The sequence below is a fragment of the Pedobacter sp. HMWF019 genome, assembly GCF_003061025.1.
Lineage (GTDB): Bacteria > Bacteroidota > Bacteroidia > Sphingobacteriales > Sphingobacteriaceae > Pedobacter.
Genome location: NZ_QAIL01000083.1, coordinates 44,971 through 68,586, shown reverse-complemented (window position 1 = coordinate 68,586; position 23,616 = coordinate 44,971). Strand labels below are relative to the sequence as shown.

16 protein-coding genes are annotated in these 23,616 nt (G+C 43.2%); 3 read left to right on the top strand and 13 right to left on the bottom strand.

Features of this window, described 5'->3' with window-relative positions:
* Nucleotides 1-126 precede the first annotated feature (126 nt).
* Nucleotides 127-1,944, bottom strand: coding sequence for a cytochrome-c peroxidase (locus tag DBR11_RS05290; RefSeq protein WP_199233765.1), 1,818 nt, complete (start codon nucleotides 1,942-1,944; stop codon nucleotides 127-129).
* Nucleotides 1,931-3,487 carry a metallophosphoesterase family protein gene (locus tag DBR11_RS05285; protein WP_108550559.1) on the bottom strand — a complete coding sequence of 519 codons (1,557 nt, stop codon included), beginning with the start codon at nucleotides 3,485-3,487 and terminating at the stop codon, nucleotides 1,931-1,933. The genes DBR11_RS05290 and DBR11_RS05285 overlap by 14 nt, the downstream gene beginning before the upstream one ends.
* 144 nt (nucleotides 3,488-3,631) lie before the next feature.
* On the opposite strand from DBR11_RS05285, the gene DBR11_RS05280 reads away from it, so the two are divergent.
* Nucleotides 3,632-5,218, top strand: a complete 1,587-nt coding sequence (locus DBR11_RS05280; RefSeq protein ID WP_255564059.1) for a malate:quinone oxidoreductase — start codon at nucleotides 3,632-3,634, stop codon at nucleotides 5,216-5,218.
* On the opposite strand, the gene DBR11_RS05275 is transcribed toward DBR11_RS05280, so the two are convergent.
* Nucleotides 5,211-6,398 (bottom strand): GAF domain-containing sensor histidine kinase, encoded by a 1,188-nt coding sequence (locus tag DBR11_RS05275; protein WP_108550557.1) that lies wholly within the window; start codon nucleotides 6,396-6,398, stop codon nucleotides 5,211-5,213. The genes DBR11_RS05280 and DBR11_RS05275 overlap by 8 nt on opposite strands.
* Nucleotides 6,399-6,458: 60 nt before the next feature.
* Nucleotides 6,459-7,325, bottom strand: a complete 867-nt coding sequence (locus tag DBR11_RS05270; protein ID WP_108550556.1) for an aldose 1-epimerase family protein — start codon at nucleotides 7,323-7,325, stop codon at nucleotides 6,459-6,461.
* A gap of 90 nt (nucleotides 7,326-7,415) precedes the next feature.
* Between DBR11_RS05270 and DBR11_RS05265 the strand changes: the two genes are divergently transcribed.
* The gene (locus tag DBR11_RS05265; protein WP_108550555.1) at nucleotides 7,416-8,789 is read left to right on the top strand and encodes an NAD-dependent succinate-semialdehyde dehydrogenase; all 1,374 of its coding nucleotides are present in this window, start codon (nucleotides 7,416-7,418) and stop codon (nucleotides 8,787-8,789) included.
* Here DBR11_RS05265 and DBR11_RS05260 read toward each other — a convergent pair.
* The 7 genes from DBR11_RS05260 to DBR11_RS05230 all read right to left on the bottom strand — a co-directional run bounded on the left by DBR11_RS05260 (nucleotide 8,783) and on the right by DBR11_RS05230 (nucleotide 20,962).
* Entirely contained in the window at nucleotides 8,783-10,810 is a 2,028-nt protein-coding gene (locus DBR11_RS05260) for a hypothetical protein (protein WP_199233764.1), read from the bottom strand. The two genes, DBR11_RS05265 and DBR11_RS05260, sit on opposite strands and share 7 nt — an antisense overlap.
* 117 nt (nucleotides 10,811-10,927) lie before the next feature.
* Nucleotides 10,928-12,658 carry a patatin-like phospholipase family protein gene (locus DBR11_RS05255; RefSeq protein ID WP_108550554.1) on the bottom strand — a complete coding sequence of 577 codons (1,731 nt, stop codon included), beginning with the start codon at nucleotides 12,656-12,658 and terminating at the stop codon, nucleotides 10,928-10,930.
* A gap of 10 nt (nucleotides 12,659-12,668) precedes the next feature.
* Nucleotides 12,669-13,496, bottom strand: a complete 828-nt coding sequence (locus tag DBR11_RS05250) for an FHA domain-containing protein (protein ID WP_108550553.1) — start codon at nucleotides 13,494-13,496, stop codon at nucleotides 12,669-12,671.
* A gap of 10 nt (nucleotides 13,497-13,506) precedes the next feature.
* Complete coding sequence (locus DBR11_RS05245; RefSeq protein ID WP_233260649.1) at nucleotides 13,507-17,478, bottom strand: FtsW/RodA/SpoVE family cell cycle protein; 3,972 nt, start codon at nucleotides 17,476-17,478, stop codon at nucleotides 13,507-13,509.
* A complete protein-coding gene (locus tag DBR11_RS05240) occupies nucleotides 17,456-18,559 on the bottom strand; it encodes a PP2C family serine/threonine-protein phosphatase (protein WP_108550552.1) in 1,104 nt (367 codons plus the stop codon). The genes DBR11_RS05245 and DBR11_RS05240 overlap by 23 nt, the downstream gene beginning before the upstream one ends.
* A gap of 89 nt (nucleotides 18,560-18,648) precedes the next feature.
* The gene (locus DBR11_RS05235) at nucleotides 18,649-19,602 is read right to left on the bottom strand and encodes a hypothetical protein (RefSeq protein WP_108550551.1); all 954 of its coding nucleotides are present in this window, start codon (nucleotides 19,600-19,602) and stop codon (nucleotides 18,649-18,651) included.
* 10 nt (nucleotides 19,603-19,612) lie between these two features.
* The gene (locus DBR11_RS05230) at nucleotides 19,613-20,962 is read right to left on the bottom strand and encodes a serine/threonine-protein kinase (RefSeq protein WP_108550550.1); all 1,350 of its coding nucleotides are present in this window, start codon (nucleotides 20,960-20,962) and stop codon (nucleotides 19,613-19,615) included.
* A gap of 176 nt (nucleotides 20,963-21,138) precedes the next feature.
* Here DBR11_RS05230 and DBR11_RS05225 point away from each other — a divergent pair, with 176 nt between their 5' ends.
* Nucleotides 21,139-22,053: a DUF6268 family outer membrane beta-barrel protein gene (locus tag DBR11_RS05225; RefSeq protein ID WP_108550549.1), complete on the top strand. Its 915-nt coding sequence runs from the start codon at nucleotides 21,139-21,141 to the stop codon at nucleotides 22,051-22,053.
* Nucleotides 22,054-22,068: 15 nt separating this feature from the next.
* Here the strand turns inward: DBR11_RS05225 and lspA are convergent, their stop codons facing one another.
* Together lspA and DBR11_RS05215 are read right to left on the bottom strand one after the other, a co-directional pair.
* A complete protein-coding gene (lspA, locus tag DBR11_RS05220) occupies nucleotides 22,069-22,620 on the bottom strand; it encodes a signal peptidase II (protein ID WP_108550563.1) in 552 nt (183 codons plus the stop codon).
* A gap of 2 nt (nucleotides 22,621-22,622) precedes the next feature.
* On the bottom strand, nucleotides 22,623-23,534 hold the full coding sequence (locus DBR11_RS05215; protein WP_108550548.1) for a pirin family protein: 912 nt from the start codon (nucleotides 23,532-23,534) through the stop codon (nucleotides 22,623-22,625).
* Nucleotides 23,535-23,616 lie beyond the last annotated feature (82 nt).

Genomic DNA, 23,616 nt, shown 5'->3' with positions numbered 1-23,616 from the left:
ATCTTATATTTATACATAACTCATAACATAAAGGTTAATATTTGATTTTATAATGTAAAAATATATTTCTTTTCTATAATTTACATTAATTACAATCAACTTTTTTTTAAGAATTTATACAAATAGCTATTTATGATCTGTAAGTGCCCCTATAAAGGCGATAATTTCTTTAATCTCCAAAGGTGTCAAACCGAGAGGTTTAGATGGAAGTGTTTGATAGGATAAATCTAGTCCGACTCCGGCCCCACCGCCCTTGTTATAAAAATCCATCAATTGTTCAAGATCTTTGAAAACACCGTTATGCATATAAGGGGCTGTCATAACTGCATTTCTGAGGCCTGGAGTTTTAAAAGCGCCGTTGTAATATTCAATGGAAAAGAAATCTGCGCGGCCCCGGTCTTTATCTATCAAAGGATGGTTTAGGTCGTCATTTCCGGGTGTTCCCAGAATTTCAAATTCGGTACGTTTATAAAAAGGTGGGATTAACCCATTGAAAAGCGGAATAAAATGACAGGTACCACATTGTGCTTTACCCATAAAAATATTAAAACCCTTTACCTGATCTTTTGTCATCGCCTTGGAATTTCCTTTTAGGTACCGGTCAAATGCAGAATTAAATGGTCTAAGTGTTTGCATGTACGCCGACAAAGCGGCTGCAACCTGATCTATACGGATCGGAGTACCGCTTCGGAAAACCTGCTCAAAGGATTTTACATATTCAGGCTTATCCTGCAGATTCCGAACAACACGATCTGTATCAGCATTCATTTCCAGAGGATTTCGGATCACCTCTATGACTTGTTCCTGAAGACTTTTTGCCCGCCCATCCCAGAACTGGGCATATTGATATCCAACATAATATAAACCCGGTGCATTTCGAAGTACATGCTGTATTCCATCAAAAGCCAGACTGGTTTTAAGACCGTCTGTAAAGTATTTTCCTGGCTCATGACAACTGGCACAGCTTCTCTTCAGGTTTCCCGATAAGGCCTTTTCAAAGAAAAGACTTTTGCCCAGAGTAGCCATTTCCGGAGTGTTTTTCCATTTTGCGGCAGGAAACTTTTCAAGGTCAATAGCGTTCTTATCGAAAAGATGTTTTGCTCCTGGATTCAGGGCACTTTTACTATACAGCAACAACTTATGCACTGACCTTAGTTTTATTAAAGCTTCCTGAAGTGGTATGGCGTAATCCTTAAGAAAAACCATGCGGTCAAAAGCATCAAAATCTGTCTTAGCAGAGATAAAGTGTATGGTTTTATCTAGATTCCGGATGAGGCTTAGAGAAGCCTCGTCATCGTTTAAGAAAGGCTGCAAAACATCGTGAATAGCCGCTAAAGATTGATAGGCCTCTTCTATACCGCTTTTTAGCTCCGGTGCGTCATAGCCAGAGATGCTCAAGGCCATTACCCTGACCAATTCCAGGTCTATGCTCTCCAGAATCTCCTGATCAGTCGCTTCAAACTGGTAGGTCAGCGTTCCCAGATCATCGGCCGAACTGCTAATCAGTTCTGTCTGGGCCAGCAGAGCTTCCTTATGTTGAACTGGCTCCACCTCATACAGGAGTGCTTCAACCACCTGAAGACCTGATGGCTCCTGGTATTCCATATAAGGTTCTTCCACTTCTACCTTAGGTGGACGGTTGTAAATCATTGCCGAACTTTCAAAGAAGTAATCCAGGAAGAATGCGATTCTTTTGTATTGCAATCTGCACTCTTTTAGTGCCAGCTTTGCCTTTTCTGTATGCTCTGTACTTCCATCTAACAAAACAATTGCTGCTTTCAGCCGACCAGCTGAAGCAGCAAATACCCTTGAATTTTCTTTAAAATAAGCTATCGTATGGATTAGTGCAGTCTGGTCCGGCGCTCTTTTTAATCCAAGAACAATGGCCAGACTGATCATCAGTAATAATCCCAGTATAACTCTTTTCGGATTATTTTGATACATGGACCTCGAAAGTATCCTTTACAACATTGAACTCGTCTGTTACACTGTAGATTTGGTCCTTATCAGGCGAAACAACAAGGCTTCTCTCTGAAGAAGGAGAAGAACTCCAGATATATTTACCAACGAAGGAAGCTGTTAAAGTTTTTTTCTCTCCTTTTTTCAATTGGATCACCTGGTGCTGATTGACATTTTTCATCATCGTGAACTGGTCCCTGATCTGCCCGTCGGCACAAATCCATTTCAGATCCAAACGGTTGTCTTCAATTTCCAGCATACTGGCTCCGCCATGGTCTGCATCTGAAAAGTACATGGCATCATGAGGAAAAGACTTCTGTTTGCCACCTAATTTACCTGCGGATCCGCTCACTACATAAACAGTCCCTTTAGCATCCTGACCTTTTACATAAGGCGCAGCATTTGTTCCGCCATCGTAACGGCCTGAAGAACTACTCAGATTATGCTTCGCCGCATTGAAAGTGACTTCTGGTCCATAATGTCCGGCCATCAGCCTGGATCTTTCATAGTCATGACTATGGCCACACAAGACCAGGTCTACACCATAACGTTCCAGGATACGGATAAAGTTTTCACGAATTTTTACCAATTCTTCCTCTTTATCTGAATTGTGCGATCCCATGGTATAAGGTGGATGGTGCCAGTAAGCAATCACCCATCCTTTGTTCTTGTTTTCAGCAAGGTCTTTTTTTATCCAGTTGACCTGAGGGCCAAGTGTATCGTAAAGCCTGTAGGCCTGATCTTCTTTTCCGTAAGAATCCAGGGACAGGAAATGGATATTACCCAAATCAAAAGAATAAAAAGCTTGTGTATGAGAAGCGACTCCACCAGACTCTCCCTCGGTAGGCATAGAAAAATTTTGATAATAAGCCGTTTCATGAGTTACCTGTGCTTTAGCTGAGGTCACATCCGTATCGTGGTAATCGTGATTGCCTGGTGTTGGAAACAAAGGGTATTTTTTTAGAAGATCATCTTTGTAAATATTGAAAAATTTGCTCTGGAACTCGGCATCTGTACCATCAGAATAAGCATTGTCGCCTAACAAAATCCAGGCGTTGAGTTCCTGATCTCCAATATACTTGATCACCTGGTTCTTCACATTTCGCTGATTGATCGAATTGTCACCGCAATCGCCCAGTGCAGCAATCCTGTATTTTCCTCGTTTTCCAGGTTCAGGCAAGGTCATAAAGGAATTGTCCTTTCCAACCTGGAGGGTATCCTGAAAACCGCCGATGGCATAATAGTACTTTGTATAAGGCTTCAGATCATTTAGTTTAACCTGATGTTCTGTTAGCAAGCGTGTATCATCAACTTGCTGGTCCAGACGATCCGGCGAAACTCCAAAACGGACACGGCTGCGAGAGGAAACATCAGTACGCCAGCGCACTACAATTCCCGTACTGCTTGCTGCCTGAAGATAAGGGCCACGGATCAGTTCAGGGTGGGCATTTGTTTTAATTTCTTTTTCCTGAGAAAAAACAGCCATGGGGATCAGTAGTAGAAAGGAAAGAAAAATATTGAGCTTCATTAAAGAGATTTATTTAAAAACGGTCTGAGCTGCAAATAAAGAGTTTCTAATATTAACCCACTGTTAATTTCCTGAGCTTATTGAATTAAGAAGATCCTTTTCAAATTTGAGATTTGAGAAAAAAACCTCAAAAACTACTTTAAAATAACAAAACAGACCAAAGTCAAAACAAGTTTTTATGTACTTTTGTACAATTTAATTAATCACATGACTAGCATAACGAATAAATCTGATCAAGCAACTGATGTAGTGTTAATTGGCGCCGGTATTATGAGCGCAACACTTGGCGTACTTTTAAAGGAACTCCAGCCAGATTTAAGCATAGAAATATTTGAACGTTTAGATGTAGCCGCAGCAGAAAGTTCTGATGCGTGGAACAACGCAGGAACAGGTCACTCTGCCTTTTGCGAATTAAATTATACCCCACAAAAAAAGGACGGTTCTGTAGATACCAGCAAAGCCATCTCTATTGCCGAGTCTTTTGAAGTATCCAAACAATTCTGGTCTTTTCTGATTCAAAACCGTTTGATCGACTCACCGGAATCTTTTATTAAAAGCATCCCTCATATGAGTTTCGTATGGGGAGCGGAAAATGTAGACTACCTTCGTAAAAGATACGAAGAATTACAAAAGTCACATTTGTTTAAAGGAATGACTTATTCTGAAGACCGGGCTCAACTTGATGAATGGATTCCTTTGGTGATGGAAGGACGTGACAAAAACGAAAAAGTGGCGGCCACCCGCATGACTTTGGGAACAGATGTCAATTTCGGTGCATTAACCCGAATGATGTTCAACAATCTGAAAACCAAGGAAAATGTAAGCCTTTTCTTTAACCATGACGTTAAAAAGCTAAGAAAGATCAATGGACTTTGGGAAATAAAAGTACGGGATGAACAAACCGGAAAACGCCGTGTAGTAAAAGCTAAATTTGTGTTTATTGGCGCAGGTGGTGGTTCTTTACCATTACTGGAAAAATCTGATATTCCTGAAGGAAAAGGTTTTGGAGGATTCCCTGTAAGCGGACAGTGGTTAAAATGCACCAATCCGGAAGTTATTGAACGTCATGATGCTAAAGTATATGGAAAAGCTGCTGTAGGCTCTCCCCCAATGTCTGTACCGCACCTGGATACAAGAATGATTGACGGCAAAAAAGCCCTTTTATTTGGCCCATATGCCGGCTTCTCGACCCGCTTCTTAAAAAACGGTTCTTTACTGGATCTTCCGCTTTCTATTAAAGCGAACAACATATTGCCAATGATATCTGCAGGCCTGGATAACATTCCGCTCACCAAATATCTGATCAATCAGGTGAGACAATCTTCAGACGCACGCCTGGATGCACTTAAAGAGTATCTTCCAAATGCAAGAATGGAAGACTGGAAACTGGAAACAGCAGGTCAGCGTGTTCAGGTGATTAAAAAAGATGCAGAACATGGTGGGATACTGGAATTTGGAACTGAAGTTGTTAGCGCTGCCGACGGTTCAATTGCCGCGCTTCTTGGTGCATCACCAGGTGCCTCTACAGCCGTATCCATTATGATTAACTTATTGGAACGTTGTTTCCCTGAACAACTAGAAACACAGGAATGGCAACAGAAATTAAGGAAAATGGTTCCATCCTTCGGGCAATCGCTTGCTCAGGACAGCGAATTATGCGAGAAGTTAAGGATACAGACTACCCATGCCTTAAACCTTCATCCTGAAGGCTTAAGTTTAGAAACTAATTAATAGCCGGGAGCTCTACAAAAAAAGTAGAGCCCTCGTTTTTTCCTTTACTTTCTGCCCATACTCTTCCTTGATGAGCTTCCACCAGTTGTTTTACGATGGAGAGGCCAAGTCCGGAGGAGTTCTCTCCGCCGGTAGGCTTTGCACTAAGCCTTGCAAAACGCTGGAACAACCCCGATTTATCTTCATCTGTTAAACCCGGACCATTATCCTTTACGGCTAATACAGCTTTTTTATCCCTGTTAAAAACCTGTATTTCAATATCTGCTCCAAAAGGGGAGTATTTAATCGCGTTACTGATCAGGTTGTCAATAATTTCCGTTAGCCGTTGTTCATCAGCATAGAGTTGCGAATCCTGTTCTATCTTTAACTCTATTTTTTGCTTCTTATGGTCTGCAAGTGCCTGGTTTGACTCTACGATCTGGGTTACAATATCTCCGAAATCGAGTTTAAAAGTATAGAGATTAATCTTACCGGACTCCATACTCGAGGTGGTGAGCAATTCATCGATGGTTCGGGTCATTTTTAATCCGGCCTGTTTAATCTGATCACACATTTTATCTACCATATCCGGATCATGTTTTTTAAGCTTGATCAAATCAGCCCGGACTGGAATGGTTGTGAGCGGATTTTTAAGATCATGGGCTGCAATTTGCAGCAACTGATTCTGCTGAGCATTTGCTGTTCTTGCCATCAAACGCATTTCAATATGATCGATTGCTACACCAGCGAGTTCGGTAAGCAACTCTTTCTGTTCTTCAGTGAATGTTCCAGGCTGTTTATCCATCAGACAAAAGCTCCCTAAATTATGCCCTTCCTTATTTTTCAGTGGTGCACCAGCATAGAACCTCAGGCCAAAATCACCAGTTACCAAGGGATCGGATGCAGTCATTTCATCCACCAGGGCATCTTGTATGATATGCACTTCATCTTTCAATATAGTTGTGGCACAAAATCCAGGATGCCTCTTTATCTGGTTTACATCAGCACCATATTTAGATTTGAACCATATGCGTTCGGCATCCACAAGGGAAATCAATACAATGGGGACATTAAATAATTTTGAGGCAAATCTGGTTAGCCTGTCAAAATTTGCATCCGGAGGCGTATCCAGGATTTCGTACCTTTTTAAAGCTGCGATCCTTTCACTTTCCTGGGAATTTATTTGATCCGATGTAAACATAAGGGCGATTAATCTAAAGCCAAATATAGTGAAACCTTTGATCAAAGTAATAAGTCGTCACTAAAATACGTCTACCCTCCAGGACCTTTTCCACTCCTCTCCCCTCGGTAATGACACGATTCCTTCTTTCTCCTCCAATTGTTGATGGTGATCAATACTGTCTGCAATACCGCACCAGGGTTCAAGACATACAAAATCAGCATCTTTGGCAGACCAGATTCCAAAAAAAGGAAAACCTTCAAAAGAGAACTGCAACCCATGCCCATTGTTCTTATTACCTATAGAAATTTGATCACTCTTCAGAGATTTAAAAACCAAGGCATCATCATAAAAAAGTGCGTGCTGCAATTCCAGTTTTCCATCGTTCAGAAGAAGTTTTTTTGTTTCCTCGTCGATCAGGTTTTGTTCAATTTTATGGTACACCAGGTACTGGTCTTTGTTAAACCACAGAAAGTAATCATCATAAGCTTCACCTTTCTGTAGAGGAACAGCAAAAGCCGGATGGCCTCCAACAGAAAACAACATAACTTCGGTACCCGGATTATAAACCTCGTAAGTGCAACTCAACGATGTCCCCTCCAAAAGATACCTCAGGCATAGTTTAAACTGAAAAGGATAATTCACCAAAGTTTCCTCATCGCTTTCCAGGGTAAAAAGGACTTCCTGTCTATTTATTTGCGCTGATTTGAATACTTTATCTCTGGCAAAGCCATGCCGGGACATCTCGTAACGTTGGTTTTTATAAAAATAGGCGTTATCCTTTAAAGCCCCCACTATAGGAAAGAGCACCGGACTGGATTTCCCCCAGAACGCGGGGTCCCCGCTCCATAAGTGTTCAAGATTTGTTTTCTTATGAAACAAGCTTTTCAGTTCCGCACCCCTGGGATCAAAAGATGCTTTAACATATTCGTTTTCCAATAAAATCATATCCTTAAAAATAGAAAAATACTTTAACAATATATTTAAAACCTGATTCGTACCAGGGTTGTTTTTAAGTTAAATGTATAATTTTATCTCATGGGCATACAATCGATCAATCCGGTAAACGGTAAAACCGTTAAAACGTATAAAGAAGAAACGGCACAAGGTATCACAAAAAAAATAGATCTGGCACATGCTACATGGCAAAAATGGAAAGCCACCTCTTTTGAAGAAAGGACATCCTGTCTGAATAAAACCGCTCGAACACTTAGAAAGTATAAAGAAGAACTTGCCCAGCTTATGGCTTCAGAAATGGGAAAACCCCTGCAACCTGGAAGGGATGAAATTGAGAAATGTGCAAAAGTATGTGAATACTATGCACAGAACGGAGCTAAATTCCTGCAAGACGAACCAGCAACAACTGAAGCCAATAAAAGCTATGTCAGTTTCCAACCTCTGGGTATCGTTTTAGCCATTATGCCCTGGAACTTCCCTTTCTGGCAAGCCTTCCGCTTTCTCGCACCTGGCCTGATGGCAGGTAACTGCGGTATACTTAAACATGCCTCCAATGTAACTGGATGCGCCCTGGCTATTGAAAAAATCCTTCTCGAAGCGGGATTTCCTAAATACGTCTTTCAAACCCTTATTGTGAGCAGCAAAGCTGTAAAAGGAATTATAGAGAATCCGCTGGTTAAAGCCGTCACCTTAACAGGTAGTACTGGCGCAGGTATGCAAGTTGCGAGTCAGGCGGCAGCTGTACTTAAAAAATCTGTACTGGAACTTGGAGGCAGTGACCCTTATATCGTCCTCGAAGACGCAGATCTGGATATGGCCGCCCGCATTTGTGCAGAAAGCAGGCTGATCAACAACGGACAAAGCTGTATTGCCGCAAAGAGATTTATTGTAGTTAAAGCCGTAGAAAAAGAATTCATTAAAAAATTCAAGTTACAAATGGCTACCAAAACCACAGGAGATCCTTTGGATCCGGCTACAGACCTGGGCCCTATGGCAAGAACAGATCTTCGGGACGAACTTCATCAGCAGGTTAAAGACAATATACAGGCGGGTGCCAAATGCATCCTGGGTGGTGCTATTCCCAATTACAAAGGCAACCACGCCTTCTATACCCCGACCATTTTAACAGGTATAAAAAAAGGAATGCCTGCCTATAAAGAGGAATTATTTGGTCCGGTGGCTTTGGTCATTTCTGCCAAAAACACTGAAGATGCCATCCGTATTGCCAATGATTCCCCTTTTGGACTGGGCGCTGCTGTATTCACCGGAAACAACAGCCTGGGCGAGAAAATTGCACGTGAGCAATTGAATGCAGGGTCTTGTTTTGTCAATTCGCTGGTCAAATCAGATCCCCGTTTGCCTTTTGGCGGCATTAATCAAAGCGGTTACGGCAGGGAGCTTGGCTTGTATGGTATCCACGAATTTGTAAACATCAAAACTGTTTATATTCAATAAAGTGTAACCAGTCCTGTCTTTCCCTCCCTAATCATATAGACCTTCTGTTTTCCCCTGCATCTCAGACAAATCTTAAGTTTGTCTCTTCCTGCTCGTGAAATCTCCAGATCAAAAATATGGCCAAAGGAATGAACGTTACGCAATGCATAAGTATCCCAGCCTTTTGGCATTCTTGGCGTACAGCTAAAACTGTTAAATCCAGTTGGCCGGATTCCAAATAAACCTTCTGTAAAAATCCGGCAATACAATCCACTTTCGGCAGATAAGTGACGCTGGTTCCCTTCAGGGTAAGCTTCAACTGGATAAGGCACGTGTGCTCCAAGCAAACGACGGGAAGAATAGTATCGAATAAAATCCATCGCTTTTTCTGTTTCACCAGCCTCAAGCACCCCTCTTAGGGCATACAAAGTAGACCGGTCCCAGAAAGTTTCTTGACCCGCTTGTGTAGCCAGGCCATCTGCTGTCCACAGCCTTGGGGAAAACAAGGCTTTAATCGTGCCTGCTTTCCTATTGTACAACCCAACCGTCAAAGGCAAACAAATCCATGCTCTGAGCACATCGTTACCTTCGTAATATTTATAGGTCTCAAAACCTTCTACTGTTCCGCCAAAATATTTTTCAATATGCTCACGAAGTTCATCTGCCTGCTTACGGTAGGCCCCCGTTTTCGATGCGGGCAAACCGAGCAACGGCCCCAGGTAAACAGCAGAACGTAAAGCATCATAATATAGCGTGTTAGTTGCCAGATTGGCTTTTCCAGCAGGGAAGCGCCCCTCCAGCTCATCCTTATCTGAAGTCACCACACCTTCTGAATTCATTTTCCTGCGGCTGTATTCCAGACACCATTCAATTAATGGCCATAACACACGGGCAGAGTCTATATTTCCATTAGCCAGGGCATATCTTGAAGCTCCGTAAGCAATCATCGCCTGATCACCCCGGTCTCCAGCTCCTTTCCAGACAGCATCGCCTTCAGCCACAATAGAGCTTGGAATGGGCTTATAATCCGGGTTCATATACCTGGCAAACCAGCGATAAGAATTCATGGCCGACAGCTTTCCCAGCCTGTCTCCAGAGAAGGCAAAATAAGGATTTACATACTCCGCCTGGTCATTTGCCCAAATCGCTGCATAGTACTGCAGACCTCCGGGTCCGTGCATGTAACCACCTTTGGTTTTATAAATGCTTTCAGTTGCTCTTAGTTTTGCAAAATCAAAAGCTGTATTCAACAAGTTATCAGGCGTTTCCAGTTTCATCGGATCCTGAATTTCTTTAATTCTGTTTATTCTTTTCTGTTCTTCAATTTCTACTTGTATTCCTTCCAGATTTTCCGGATAATCTGTAGCCAGGTAATACACAGCAAAGCTTACAGATTGCCCTGGCTTAATCCTATAACTTCCGTCCCCAACCGTCCCCATAATTATAGAATGCTGGCGAACCTTACTCGTGGCTGCGTCTGTTCGAACCTCCTTTTTTAGATACTCCATAGAAACCGGAAATTCTTGTGCAGACCGGTTTGTAAAAACAAACTTTTCAATAGCCAGAGGCTGGTCTACCGAAGGAAAAAAGCTCCTCTCCACATCCAGTATACCCGGGGAACCATAGGTTCCCACTATCCGCATAATCCCCTTCTGGCTCACCGATCTCACCTCATATCCAGTACCGCCAGTAAAATCCAGCTGCTTTCCTTTCACGTAAAACCTGGGTAATTCGTTATCTTCAAAACGATAAGAGATATGGCTTCTGGTTGCATCCGGCAGCATCCGGAAGGTTGGAAACACCACCACCCTGCTTAGCTTTGTCTTTCTCTCTTTATCTACACCATAAGCAACCCAGAAAGCTACTTTTTCCCCTGCCATCTCTATATGATCATCGTGGGGCAATTCATTATCAATCATCCAGCGAATGCTTCCATCTGGCTGAATCTTCCATCTGGAGGGTTGGGAATCATGCCGTTGAGCAAGGGCTGCAAATCCACCTGCCAGCAGCAATACTGCAATAAAAAGAGTTGATCTTTTCATGATCGAAAATTCGGGAATCTATAAATGAATACTGGCCTTAAATCTAGTCAAATGAACCCGACCGGAATGCTTCTGATTGGCCAATTATTAAACCAATTTAGCAACACCAAGTCATGATTACACAGCAGCAGTAAAATCGGGAATCAATTGTTTCCCCAGATCATTATACATAAAATAGGGATCTTTATGAAATAAATGCCAGTCCTGCAGCAGAAGCCGTTTCAGTTCCTTTTCCTCCTGGGTCAAAGCCATAGCTTTTTCTGGCTGGCTGAAATGATTAATCAGGTTGTAACACAAAGTAAACTGGGCTGTTGCAATAATAGCTGCTTTTCGATTGTCTTTGGTATGGTTATCATCAAACCAGAGGGTGGTATCCATAGTTCTGGCCTTTTCGGCCACTTCCATCATTGCTTCAGAAGGCTTAATGTTCGTAATTACTGGCTGTTCTGCTGAAAAGCCCACCTCGGTTTTCAATTTCGGTTTTTCCCTTTTCAGTTTTTGGTTGGCCTTGCTTAATTCATAAATCGAATTCATCACAGCCACTTTTTTAAGTTTGGAATGCTTAAAGATCTTATCATAATATAGCCTTCGGATCTGTTTCAGATAGATGTCTGTGTTCATCATCATCACCGATTTAAACCTGGCCATGATCATCTGCTCGACAGCGCTGATCCTCACCTTTAGAAAATAATCTACATACTTAAAAAAAACGATCACCCAGGTGTTCTGTTTTTCTGCAGCCACTCTCCTTGCATCTAAAAGCCGGTAAGTACCTAGTAAATAAAGAAAAGTAACCAGTAACCCTGGAATCGTCAATACCCTCACCCAATTGTGCCAGCCAAACAAAAAAGCACTCACCAGCATCCCCGCATTTAATACTGCAAATATTTTAAGCAGGTTGATCAACTGCTGGATGTTGACCCTTTCATACCAGTGTTTTCTATTTTCTGTAGGAAAAGTATAAGCATCCATGAAATAACTCGTTACATCACATAGGATCATCATGCTGAAATCCCCAAGTTTCTCCCTTCGCCTTTCATTGGCCAGTACCATACTCTCAATTCCCTGGTTGTCCGCAACCCCTCCATCCATCAGACAAAATTGTGTATTCTTATCAAAATCAGGATTATGCAGCCAGTCTTTCCCTTTAGGTAAGGTACTTGGACTATATTTATATACCAGATGTTCCAGCAGCTCATGTTTACTAAGTCCCTTGTATACAAAATCATCCGGAAAAACCACGGGTTCGAAACCACCGGGGAAACAGGAAGAACTGGCCAGGATATCTGCCAGTTTCATTTTTTTTGCTGCAGCCATTCCCCGGGCTTTAAACTTGATATAAGCATTTCCAATCCTTCCTTTAGGATAGTTTCCCGGATGCTGGGACTGGAAACGGAAAGAAACCCCATTGGCAAACTCTGTAGCATTGATACAGATCTCATCCAGATGTGGATCTGCACTACGATCTGAGAAAATTTCAAAATTCAATCCTTCAAACAATTCATCATAAGCCAAAGCAAAAGCATTTACCAGATTCCTGCTTTTCTCGTGACGGTGTTTCCATTTGCGGTCGTCTTTCAATAGCTTAAAAGCCCGTTTGATCAGATCTTCCCCATCCAGATCTGTCCAAAGTCTAACGTAGGCCTCCTCAAATGTTTTGCCCTGAAAAATATAACTGCTGTACACCAAATTGGCAATACTGCCCCCGGAGGAAGAAGAAATATATTTGACCTGATGCAGCAAACTGTGGTCTCCTACTTTAAGCCGGTTCAGATAACTCAGGCTACCCATAGAAAATAAAGCCGCTCTGAATCCACCTCCGGATAATGCAAGTGCAATGTTCTCCATAGCTTAGTGTCTATAATTCATCTTCCTTTTTTGCGGTATAGTTGAACCTGAGCACAACAGATTCTCCAAGAATGATCTGATCGCCGTCTTCCATTAAATAGCCTACTTCCGCAGAATTCAACTTCAGCTGATCTTCACTTTTTAAGGTTTTAATCTTTGTTTTGTTACCAGGGGGAATGCCACCTTCATCTGCAAACAACATAAAACCATTTTTGCCTTCATCCCATTCCAGATGCGCATGCTGTCGGCTCACAAATCTATTGCCTGCATGGTCCGCATCACCAGGAAAAGCAATTCCATTGATTCGAACGGATCCATTGATCATAGGTACATTTTTTTCACGTCCCAGATTGATACGTCCATCGTCTGCCCGCAGCACATAGTCTTGCTTTTCTGCCTGTCCGTTCAATATTTGAAGCCTGGCCGTTCTGCCCCTTTTTTCAGTAATTGCAGTAAGAGCTTTAGTCTCTGCAACTGCAGTTTTCATTTTCAAAGAAAAGGACAAAGGAAGAACCTGGCACAACGCAGCACCAACCGGAAAACTTTCCTTTAGCCCAGTCTCCAATATCCAGTGCAAGGGAAGCTCAACAGCAAAATTATCAGAGATCCGTTGAACTTCCTGCTTCAACAATTGGGGCTCCGGCATGTGGAGTGCTGCTTCATACAAATACTGTTCTTCTGCCGGCACCACCGCATAAAGTTGTATCGATTCTACATTCCTGCCCTCACCCCCTTCCAGTTTCTGCAACTCCTCTTTAACAAAATAGAGGATCTCCTCCCGAAGAACCTTCACATCCATTGGCCGCTGATCTTTATTTTTTTTAAACAGGTTAAACATACTTCTAAATTTAGTGAATACTCTTCATATATCCTTTCTCAACCAGGAACGGAACAACATGTTCTCCAGCAAGCCGCACTGCCATAGACGATCCTCTGGTTGACTCAATACGCACACACACCACCGTATTTCCAGTTCCTTTGGCACTTGGCGCAAAGAAAACATACCAGCCGTCATTGATTTTTCTCCGTTTCCAGATCCTTTCAGGCGTACCCGTTTTTCCTGCTACTGTAATACCCAATATCCCTGCCTTGCCCGCACTTTGTTCCTCCATAAATTGAGTAAGCAAACTTGCATAAACGGCCTTATCTGCCAGTGGAACAGATGGTTTTACCACTACTGCAGAATCACTGATTTGCAAAGCATAACGGTTGGGCCTTAAATTGCCCTGGTTGGCAATTCCTGCCGCCATCCGCGCTACCGAGGCAGGTGTAGCAATCAGTTCTCCCTGTCCCCAGGCCATCCCGGAGATCCCAGTTGCCCGGTTCCGGTATATATTATTCGGATTATAGGCACTCTTAAATTCAGTCTTCCGCCACAGCTCAAACCATTTAGCTTCCTGCGCTTCATTATCGGTTTTCCGGTTGTAATAATAACCACCAACCCCATGAAGGAACATACCTGTTTTCAGGTACAAAGTTCCCATTTGCTCCTGTAAATGCTCCTGGTTGGCCAGTTTGATAAAATATACATTATTGGATTTTACCACAGCATTCTCCATATTGATCAATCCTGTTTCATCCGGTTCCGCTCCCCTTGTCCTGATCCTTTCATTGGCTTTAACCAAAAAAGTCTTATCGGCTGCCCCCGGTCCAAGTTTATTAAACGCAGCCATAGCCGTTAAGATCTTTGCCGTAGAGCCTGGTTGAGTCGCAATAGTAAAACCTGGATCTGCATTCGTGATCCATCCAGCCAGTTTATTCTGATCTGCCTGGTTTAAACTGAGTTGTTCCCAGTTGTGTACCGCAGGTAAGGGAAAAGCTGCAGAAGCGAGAACATCGCCTGTTCCCGCTTCCATTACCACCACCGATACGCGGCTGTCCTTAAATGCAGGGTCTTTAGCTACCGATTGCTGGATACTCGTTTGAAGCGCAGCATCTACCGCCAGCTTCACATCTCGGTTCTTATGTTTCAATGCCGCTATTTCTGCGCTATCCAGGCCCGAAAGCAATAAAGGAACAAGTGCGCTGTAATCCCTTTTCTGCACCGTCATCTCCTTTATTCCTCTTGGCAAAAACCGGTCTTCGCGGTATTTCGAGGCTGTAACATCATAACTGGTTACCGGCATCTTAAAACCACGAAGTTCTGCTGCATGCTCATATTCTCCAAAATATCCGTTTATTCCTCCGGTAAAAACACCTGTATTGGCATCTCCTGTCCAAAAAAACAATTGTTCCTCAAAAGGATAATAGCGCGCAGGCCGTTTATGCATGGCAGAATCCAGGTTGTAATTCCCGGCACCCGCAGCATTCAACAAATCTTTCTGCTTCAGCACCAACTGCGGATCACTTGTCGCGAGTAAACGACCTTCCCGGTCAAATAAAGAACCAGCTTCCAGCTTTCGCATTAAAATCGCAATCCTCGGATTATAACTAAACATCCTGATACCACTCTTATCAGCCACCAGTGCAGGTTTAGCAATCCATTTATGATTATTCAACGCATAACCACCAATATTCACGACCAGCAGGATCATTCCTGTACTGGCTGCCACAAGTGCAGGAACCAGGTTCGCATCCTGCTGCCGGGTCAGATACGCCATCTGTACCTTGGTTCCCGAAACAGAGGAAGCACCGAGCAAAAATCCGGCTGCCACCAGGTTAATTATCAGCGAAGAACCTCCATAACTTTCAAATGGCAAAGAAACACCTGACAAGGGTAATGCACCTGTAGATCCCCCCGCTATCAGCAGAAACTGTATAAATGTACTGATGCCTATTCCGGCACAGATGTAAAACAAAAAAGGGTTGCCCGTTTGCCGTCCAATCAGAATGGCCCGATGCAGATATACCAGGAACAAAATAAAGATACAAACCATACCTGCCCAACCAAACTCTTCTCCTACAGCCGGTAAAATCATATCGGTATGTGCTTCAGGAATAGTTTTAGCATAACCTTCACCCGTACCCTGACCCGAAAAACCACCACTGGCCATAGCCCAAAGTCCGTTAGCAACCTGATCGCCTCCATACACCTCATTGTTCCAGGCATCCTGCCAAATCGCTTTTCGATCTGCCAGACGTTCCACAGGTCCGGGTACAAGCTGGTGTAGAAAGGGCATTTTATCAATGGTCATAAAGGCCGTGATAACCACCAAGGCCATCAAAGCCGATTCACTAGCCCATTTCCGTTTAAACAACTGCACCAGCACCCATATTCCAAAAGCAATTGCTGCAACGATCCAAACATTACTAAAAATAAAAGACGCAAGAATATACAGACCTACAAAAGCCGCCATGATCATAAAATCACCCCTTGAAAAAGAGAAAAGGATGATAAAAGTAAAACAGATGACAATAGCCGGGCCCAAATCCCCCAAAGCCAGGAACAGCAATAAGGTCAATACTATCGCAGCCAGTGCAAAAGAAAAGAAAGACCAGCGTTTTCTCCAGCTCGAATATTCGGAAATGAACCTTTCATTAAGTGCAAAAAAACCAGCAAGAAATAAGATGACCAGGTATTTCACCAACTCACTGGGTTGTACCCCAAGCAGGTTCACCTTAACACCACTTCCTTCAGGCCCAGAGCCTAGTACAATGGTACAGAGCAATAGCAGCATTCCAAGCACAATCCATGGCCAGCCATTCGCCGCTTCCCGCTGTGTACGGAATACAAACATGCGGTACAACCTGGAATCCGGATGAAAAAGGCGCAGGTTCATTAAGGCAAGCACCATCATCACCAACAGGCCTGCGGTAAGGAAATACAAAGTATCTATAGCCAGAAAACGATCTCTCAGAGGATCCTGTAAACTCATCAGGGTCAGCAAAGACAATCCAGTCAAAATCATCAGCAGCGGAAGCAGAAACTGGTCTGCTATTGGAGCCCAGATGCTGAGCAGTACATGAACCAACAAGAAGGTCAGAAAAAAAACACCGGCCACCGTCCAGTAAGCAGAAATGAATTGTGCAGGTGAACGGACGATAAAAGCACCATCAGCCTTTAGCGTATTAAAATCTCTGGAAGAGAGCAGGCGGATCGTATGTGGTTTCTGATAAAAGTTAAAAGACTTGTTACCCTGAAGGCCAGCAACTCCTTGTACCTTACCAAATTCATTTCCTGGTTGCAAAGGCAAAATTTCATAAGCCCTGTCTGCAGGAAGATGCCCAAACTCAAATTTGCCTTCGGCATCTGTCCGCACAAAAGCCGTTAGCGGCTGGATGTCGAGGCTGTCTTTTGGCAGGATCATTTCCAGCTTCACCAATACCCCGGCAATGCCTCCACTCTTTCCTGAAACCCTTCCATTAATTGCGTATGCACCGGCTTTAAGATCAATACTTTCAGGCAAAGCCTTAGGTCTGGTCTTTTCAGCCTCATAAGAAAGCCCTTCATCTTTGTCATAACCCAGAAGAGATCTGGATAAAAGCACTCTTTTCCTAAACGATTCTCCTCCTTCTGCCTCGGCCTCCTCAGCAAGGACATAATACTTTTGTTTATTCAGCTCTCCGATGTTCTGAAAATGTCCACCTTCATTAAAGCGGCTTTGCAGCACTTTTGAAATAAAAGCAATATCTCGGCTGTCCAGGTCATAATTCCCATGGGTCAAAACCGAGCTAATCCCACCAACTGGGTCTGTTCCATTCAAGTTCACTATGGTTCCCTGCTTCAATTTCAGGTCCGTACCCTGGAAACGATGCTGCAATACGCCAAACAAGCGAAAAAATAACAGCACCAGAACAATGGCAGTCAATCCAAGAAACAAACGTTCCTTGCCCCTGCCGACCTTTTTCTGCATATGACTATCTAACTGATTTTTTTCCATGCGGTTTTAAGGACTTAGCTACAGAATCAGTATAATACACACTATCTCGTAAAGGTTTTTTCATCGTATCCAGGCCAAGCTGTAAGGGCTGCCATGGATTTTCATATACAGGAGCCAGTGGCCGGATCTGATGTTGTATCAGGTCAAGCTGCATATATAACCATCCGGAAAGCCCCAGCAACGCTACTGAAAGCCCCAGCAATAAAGCCACCCAACCCCTGTTCCTCACTACTTTAACCGGATTCCTTGTAGATGTTACCGGAGCAGGTGACTGAACAGATACCACAGTTTCCTGCTTTGGAGCAGGTTTAGCAGGCTGGTGCTGTGCAGGTGTTTTATCATTTTTAACCAGAACCACCGTAATATTGTCGTGCCCCCCGGCGGCATTAGCCGCATCAATCAGAGCTTGCGCCACTGCAGGCAAATGGTCCTGGTTCAGCAAAGCGGTAATCTTTTCTTTATCAATACGGTCTGTCAAGCCATCGCTGCAAAGCAGCAATGTATCTCCCGGAAGAAAAGGAGATTGCCCGGTTTCGATAAAATCGCTTCGAAGACGAGCTGTTTCTTCCAGGCCAAGCGCCTGGTTAATCTCATTTCTTTTAGGGTGCTGCATAGCAGCAGCCTCTGTCAACCTGCCCGAATCTTCCAGGAAGCCCACAAAACTCTGGTCTTGAGTAATCTTCACCAATGCTTTGTCCCGCAATAAATACAGACGGGTATCCCCAACATGAGCATAGTAAAACTGATTTTGTTCCGGATCTGCTACCACAAGCGTTAGTACACAAGCCATTTTATCCAACGCAGGATCCTGGCTTTTATGCGTAAAAATCTCCTGATTGGCTTCCCGGACAGCTGAAATCAGTGCTGGAAGAATATCCGCTCTGCCTAATCCAACCAAGCTTCTTCGGATGCAGGTCTGGGCAATCTCCGCAGCGATTTCTCCCCCTTCGTAGCCACCAACCCCGTCAATTACAACGGCAAGCAGTAAATCGCTTCCGCCAATACGTTCGGCCAGGAAAGCATCTTCATTATTATCTCTGGTCTTTCCGATATCCGTTTGACCAAATAATCTATTCTCCATTCCCCTGATCTTTAATGTTTGTAAAATGCCCCGCCAAAAGTACTATACAAATGAGCAGAAGCGCCCAGGTTAATATCTGCGACAACATATCAACCTTTAAAGATATTAATTCCAATAATTCCGTTCAGCAACACCTTTGAGTTGATCGGCAACTCTGTCCATACCGGTGCATTGATATTGCTCCGCAGCACTTGTTGCTCGTTAATGATTGTTTTTTCTCCAAAAGATGCCAGATATAATTTACCATCGGCCGAATTGAAGCGAATCCGAAGATGTGGCGTATCCACCCATTCTGAAGGAATTCTAAAGATGTTACTCTCTGTCCGCTCCTCTTCTGCACCAGATACAATAATATCCTCGTCTTTCATCAGATATTCGAACTTTTTGCCCGAATATTTCTGGTCTGGCATAATGGTATCCAGTTTGGCATAGGTCTTTTTAACCGCCTTAACCGGGCTGTGTTCTGCAGATTCTTCCTCTGGTGCGTAAGGCAATTCATAATAGCCCTCACTATAATAAGTAAATCCTTTCAGGATATCTTCATTTACATCAAAAGTCTGCACCACCCCCGTTTGCCTTGGAATAAACGTTACCCGGAGGTTATCTTCCTTCTGCTGACTTCCAGGAAGCAGTTTACCGATAAAACCGATATCTCCTCTTTCATAGTCTGGGTGCGAAACCAGGCGAAATACCCATTTGGAACTTGAAGGCTGCACTTTCTTACCCTCCTTTTCATAAGTCTTAAGGACCTGGTAGAACTGTTTCACCACTTCATCTACAATGATCCCGAACAAACCTTGCTTCTGACTCAGGAACTCCTTATAATCTTCCGCATTGAAACAAATCATGTACTCATGATAGAACACAACACGTCCTGCAAAAGACAATTCTGCAATAGAAGTTTTAAACTGTTGCAAAATATACTGATATATGCTATCTGGGGTCAGGCCAGGTGCAGCGGCCTTTGCTTTTTTTGTTTTGCTGCCCGGAAGAAAAAGGTCCTGAAGGCCAATCTTCTTCCAGAAAGTTGTTTTTGGTTCCATAAATAAAACGTTAAAAATGAACAGTGGTATCCAAGTCTAATTTCGTACTGTCGTGCGGAGGTTTGGTAATGGGCTTAACTTCCACCGGCTTAATTTTAGTAGCGGTATCCAGGGTCATGGTATCCGGCGCAACCTCATTTACAGGTTCTGTATACGGCTTCTCTTGTTTATTTGTTGTGTCCCTCAATACATTACCACCTTTTCCAGTATTTTCCTGTGCATCCTTGCTCGAATTCCCATACAGCAAAAGTCCCATGGCACCGGCAAGTACGACCATCAGTACAATCATCGAATAAAACACGGGTCTGGCCACCCTGATCACATCCGCTTCTTCCACAGCAGGCGCAGAAGACATCCTTTCTGTTTCCTGATAACGCAGCAATAAATCCTGCAAACGCTCGTTCTCTTCTTGCAAAAGCGTAGCGTTCAGAACCTGTCCACCCTCAGCAGCCGAAGCTATGCTATGATGAATAATGAAATCCTGCAGTTCCACACCATTCCCAAACCGCTGTAGGGGATCTTTTTGTAAACATTTTGCAATCACCTGCAACAACCACTGAGGCACCTGGAGTTCATGCTGTCTTTTCTCCGGCGACCAGTTTTCCGGAATATACTGACGGCGCAACTCTGTCAAGTCCGGAACATTCTGTTCCATATGCGCCAGCATTACTTCATTTCTAGATTTTTGGCCCTGATCGGTTAAAGGAAAAGGTACCTGTCCGGCTAGCAACTCATATAATATAATTCCGTAACTATAGATATCCGTTTGAAACAGCAATTGTCCTTCATTCTGTTCCGGAGCCATAAATTCAATGGCGCCAGCATGTCGGATACTGGTTCTGCGCTGATCATCTGACATCGCAGACAAACCGAAATCCAACAACACATAGTTGCCCGAATGGACATTAAATTTTACATTGTTACTCTTGATATCACCGTGCTTCACCGAAAATTTGTGACAATGCGCCAGGGCATTAGCGAGCTGATCGGCCACCTTGATGACTTCTTTTATTGAAAAGACAGGATCATGTGGAGGTTTTAGCAAATCTTCCAGGTCCGGTCCGTCAATAAATTCCATCTCTATAAAAGGAAAGGAACCGCTTTCCGTGATTCCAGAATTCAGAATCTTTACCACATTCGGATTAGGCTCCTCATTCACCTTTTTCAACTTTTCAACCTCATTTTGGAAATTCCGAAAGTTCTTATCTTCTTCGCTTTCAGTGTGTACGGGTGTTGGCAGCAATTTCACCGCCGTTATAATCGTCCCTACACGTTTCCCCTTATAAACCGAACCCTGTCCACCAGTGCGCAATGCACCCATATTCTCCAGGCCTTCGGTAATTGTAAATACTTTACTCATGCAATAAAATTACAACAATTTTAGTTCCATAATGCAAATCCATTTCTGCTCCTGCACACCTTTTGCCAAAACGACCGTAGCAAAGGTCTTTTTTATTATAAAAAACATTTCGAGATAGGGGCAAAAGCGTTTCATGTTGTCTCTATTGCAAAATGTCAGTATCCTATATATTTAAAATGAAAAGATTAAAGTATGGTCTGGTCCTGTTCGGATTAGGCCTCCATCTAAAAACCAACGCCCAAAGCATTTTTTCAGGTAAACTCCAGGTAGATTACGTCCCTTTTTCCAATTATGTAAGACCAATTGATAGCCTTAAGACCGGATCAACCAGTAATTTCAAAAGGATTCAGGGCGCCATCAGCATTCCGCTCTCTACTAAAATGGACAAACAAGGCAGACCGATACTATGGGCGATCGGTGCAGAAGGTGCCTATGCCCAAATCACTAACCGAGATTATGAGGAAAAGCTTTTTCCTACAAGAATCCTGAATGCACAGCTTGGATTGCTGCACTCCAGGCCTATTAGCCAAACCTGGTCGATTATGGCCATGGCTTCCGTTGGTGTTTACACCGATATGGAAAAAATAACCTCCGATGATGTCCTGGCGCAAGGAGGTATTTTATTCATCAAACATTTTAACCCTCATATTGCGCTTGGCTTTGGACCGGTACTGTCCAATACTTTTGGAGCACCGATGATCTTACCCGGTATTTACTTTGACTGGGCAACCCGCGGCAAATACCAATTGCATATTAATTTTCCTCAGGGAATGGATTTTGGTGTAAAAATCACCAAGGTATTTGCCCTTAAGGCCGTTATTGAGCTGAGCGGTATGACTGCGGAGGTTAACAAGGACAACCAATCCAAAATTCTGGGATATCAGCAAATCATTGCAGGTCTGAGGCCGGAAATCAAACTTGGCAAATCACTCAGCCTGGAACTTACTGCAGGGTCCACACTCCTCCGTTCTTTCAGTATAAATGACCGCAAAATAAGCGCGATTTTCAAAGAGAAAGCGCTCGCTGACCCACGTTTTACCACAACCGCTTACGGTGCGGCAGCCCTAAAATGGAATTTTTCCAAAAAATAAAGATCCAAAAACTTGCTATATACCACTTCCTTTCGCAATTCCTCCCGGCTCATCCGGGGGAACAGGAAGTGGATCAGAAGTCTTTCGACGGGTATAGATGTCCAAAAATATAATGAACATTCCGGCCATAATGGCCATGTCGGCCACATTAAAAACACCGGTTTGAAACAAGCCAAAATCAATATGTAAAAAGTCGGTAACAGAACCATGGAGCAGCCTATCGTATAAATTTCCGATCCCCCCTCCAATGACCAGGCACAAACCTATAGCATAAACTTTTGCAATATGAACCCTGCTGAACAGGAAATACAAACCGAACGCCAGAACCAATAGAGGCATTAACGAAAGAAAAACAAACCTGATTTCCGAAGAAAAGGAATCACCAAGGCTTAAAAAGGCCCCGGAATTCTCCACTTTTGTCAGCGTCAGATGATTGTAGACAAACTTAATATTCTCGTTATAGCTGAGTTCATTCCGGACAATCGTTTTGGTGATCTGATCACAGCCAACCGTACAACTTAAAACAGCCAGCAGGATTAGGTTTCTGATCCAGATCTTTTTCTTCATGATCATTTAACGTCTTTTTTAGCCGTACTTGCCGGATTATAATTTTGTTTAGGCAAAGGTACGAAATCTGTTTCACCGGGCACCCTTTCAAAACTCTGGTCCAGCCATTTCTGTTTAGCCTCTTCAATCTTTTCCCTGCTGCTGGCCACAAAATTCCAGTAAATAAAACGTTCTTCTTTAAATGGCTCACCACCAAAAATATAAATAGTGGTGTTTTCTGTCATCGTAAATTCGCAGAGTCTGGCTTCTTTAGCCACTAATAACTGTTTAGGCATAAACTCATGTCCGTCACTGATCACACTGCCTTCCAGGATATACAAGCCTGATTCTCCGAAAAGCTCTTCCCCAATATTCAGTACCTGCCGGTCTGTACTTTTGATCTCGATAAAAAACTGAGGACTATAAGTAGCTACTGGTGAACGTTGCCCGAAAATCTCTCCCGCAATTAGCCGGAAAGAAACACCATCCTTTTCCCAGTGCGGAATATCCTTTGCTTCCACATGCTGAAAAGAAGGCTCCATTTCTTCAAACTCCAGAGGCAGAGCCACCCAGATCTGTAATCCATGTAAATGTTTATCGGTATTACGCAAATATTCAGGTGTCCTTTCTGAATGTACAATCCCTTTCCCCGCGGTCATCCAGTTTACTGCACCAGGATGAATTTCAATATCCGTACCCAGGCTGTCCCGGTGACGTATACTTCCTTCAAAAAGATAAGTTAAAGTAGACAGTCCGATGTGCGGATGCGGCGGAACATCCATATTTTCATGGTCACTCAATGCTGCAGGCCCCATATGATCAATAAAGATATAAGGTCCAACCATTCTTTTGTCCCGGAATGGGAGCAATCTTCCCACCAAAAAATTTCCGATATCTGCGGGTCTTTCTTCTATAATAATACTGATATTAGACATGTTTTACTCCTTCTTATGAATAACGAAAGATAGGGTTAAAAATTACTTTTCGCAAACCCATCTGCAAGGGGAATTGCTTAGT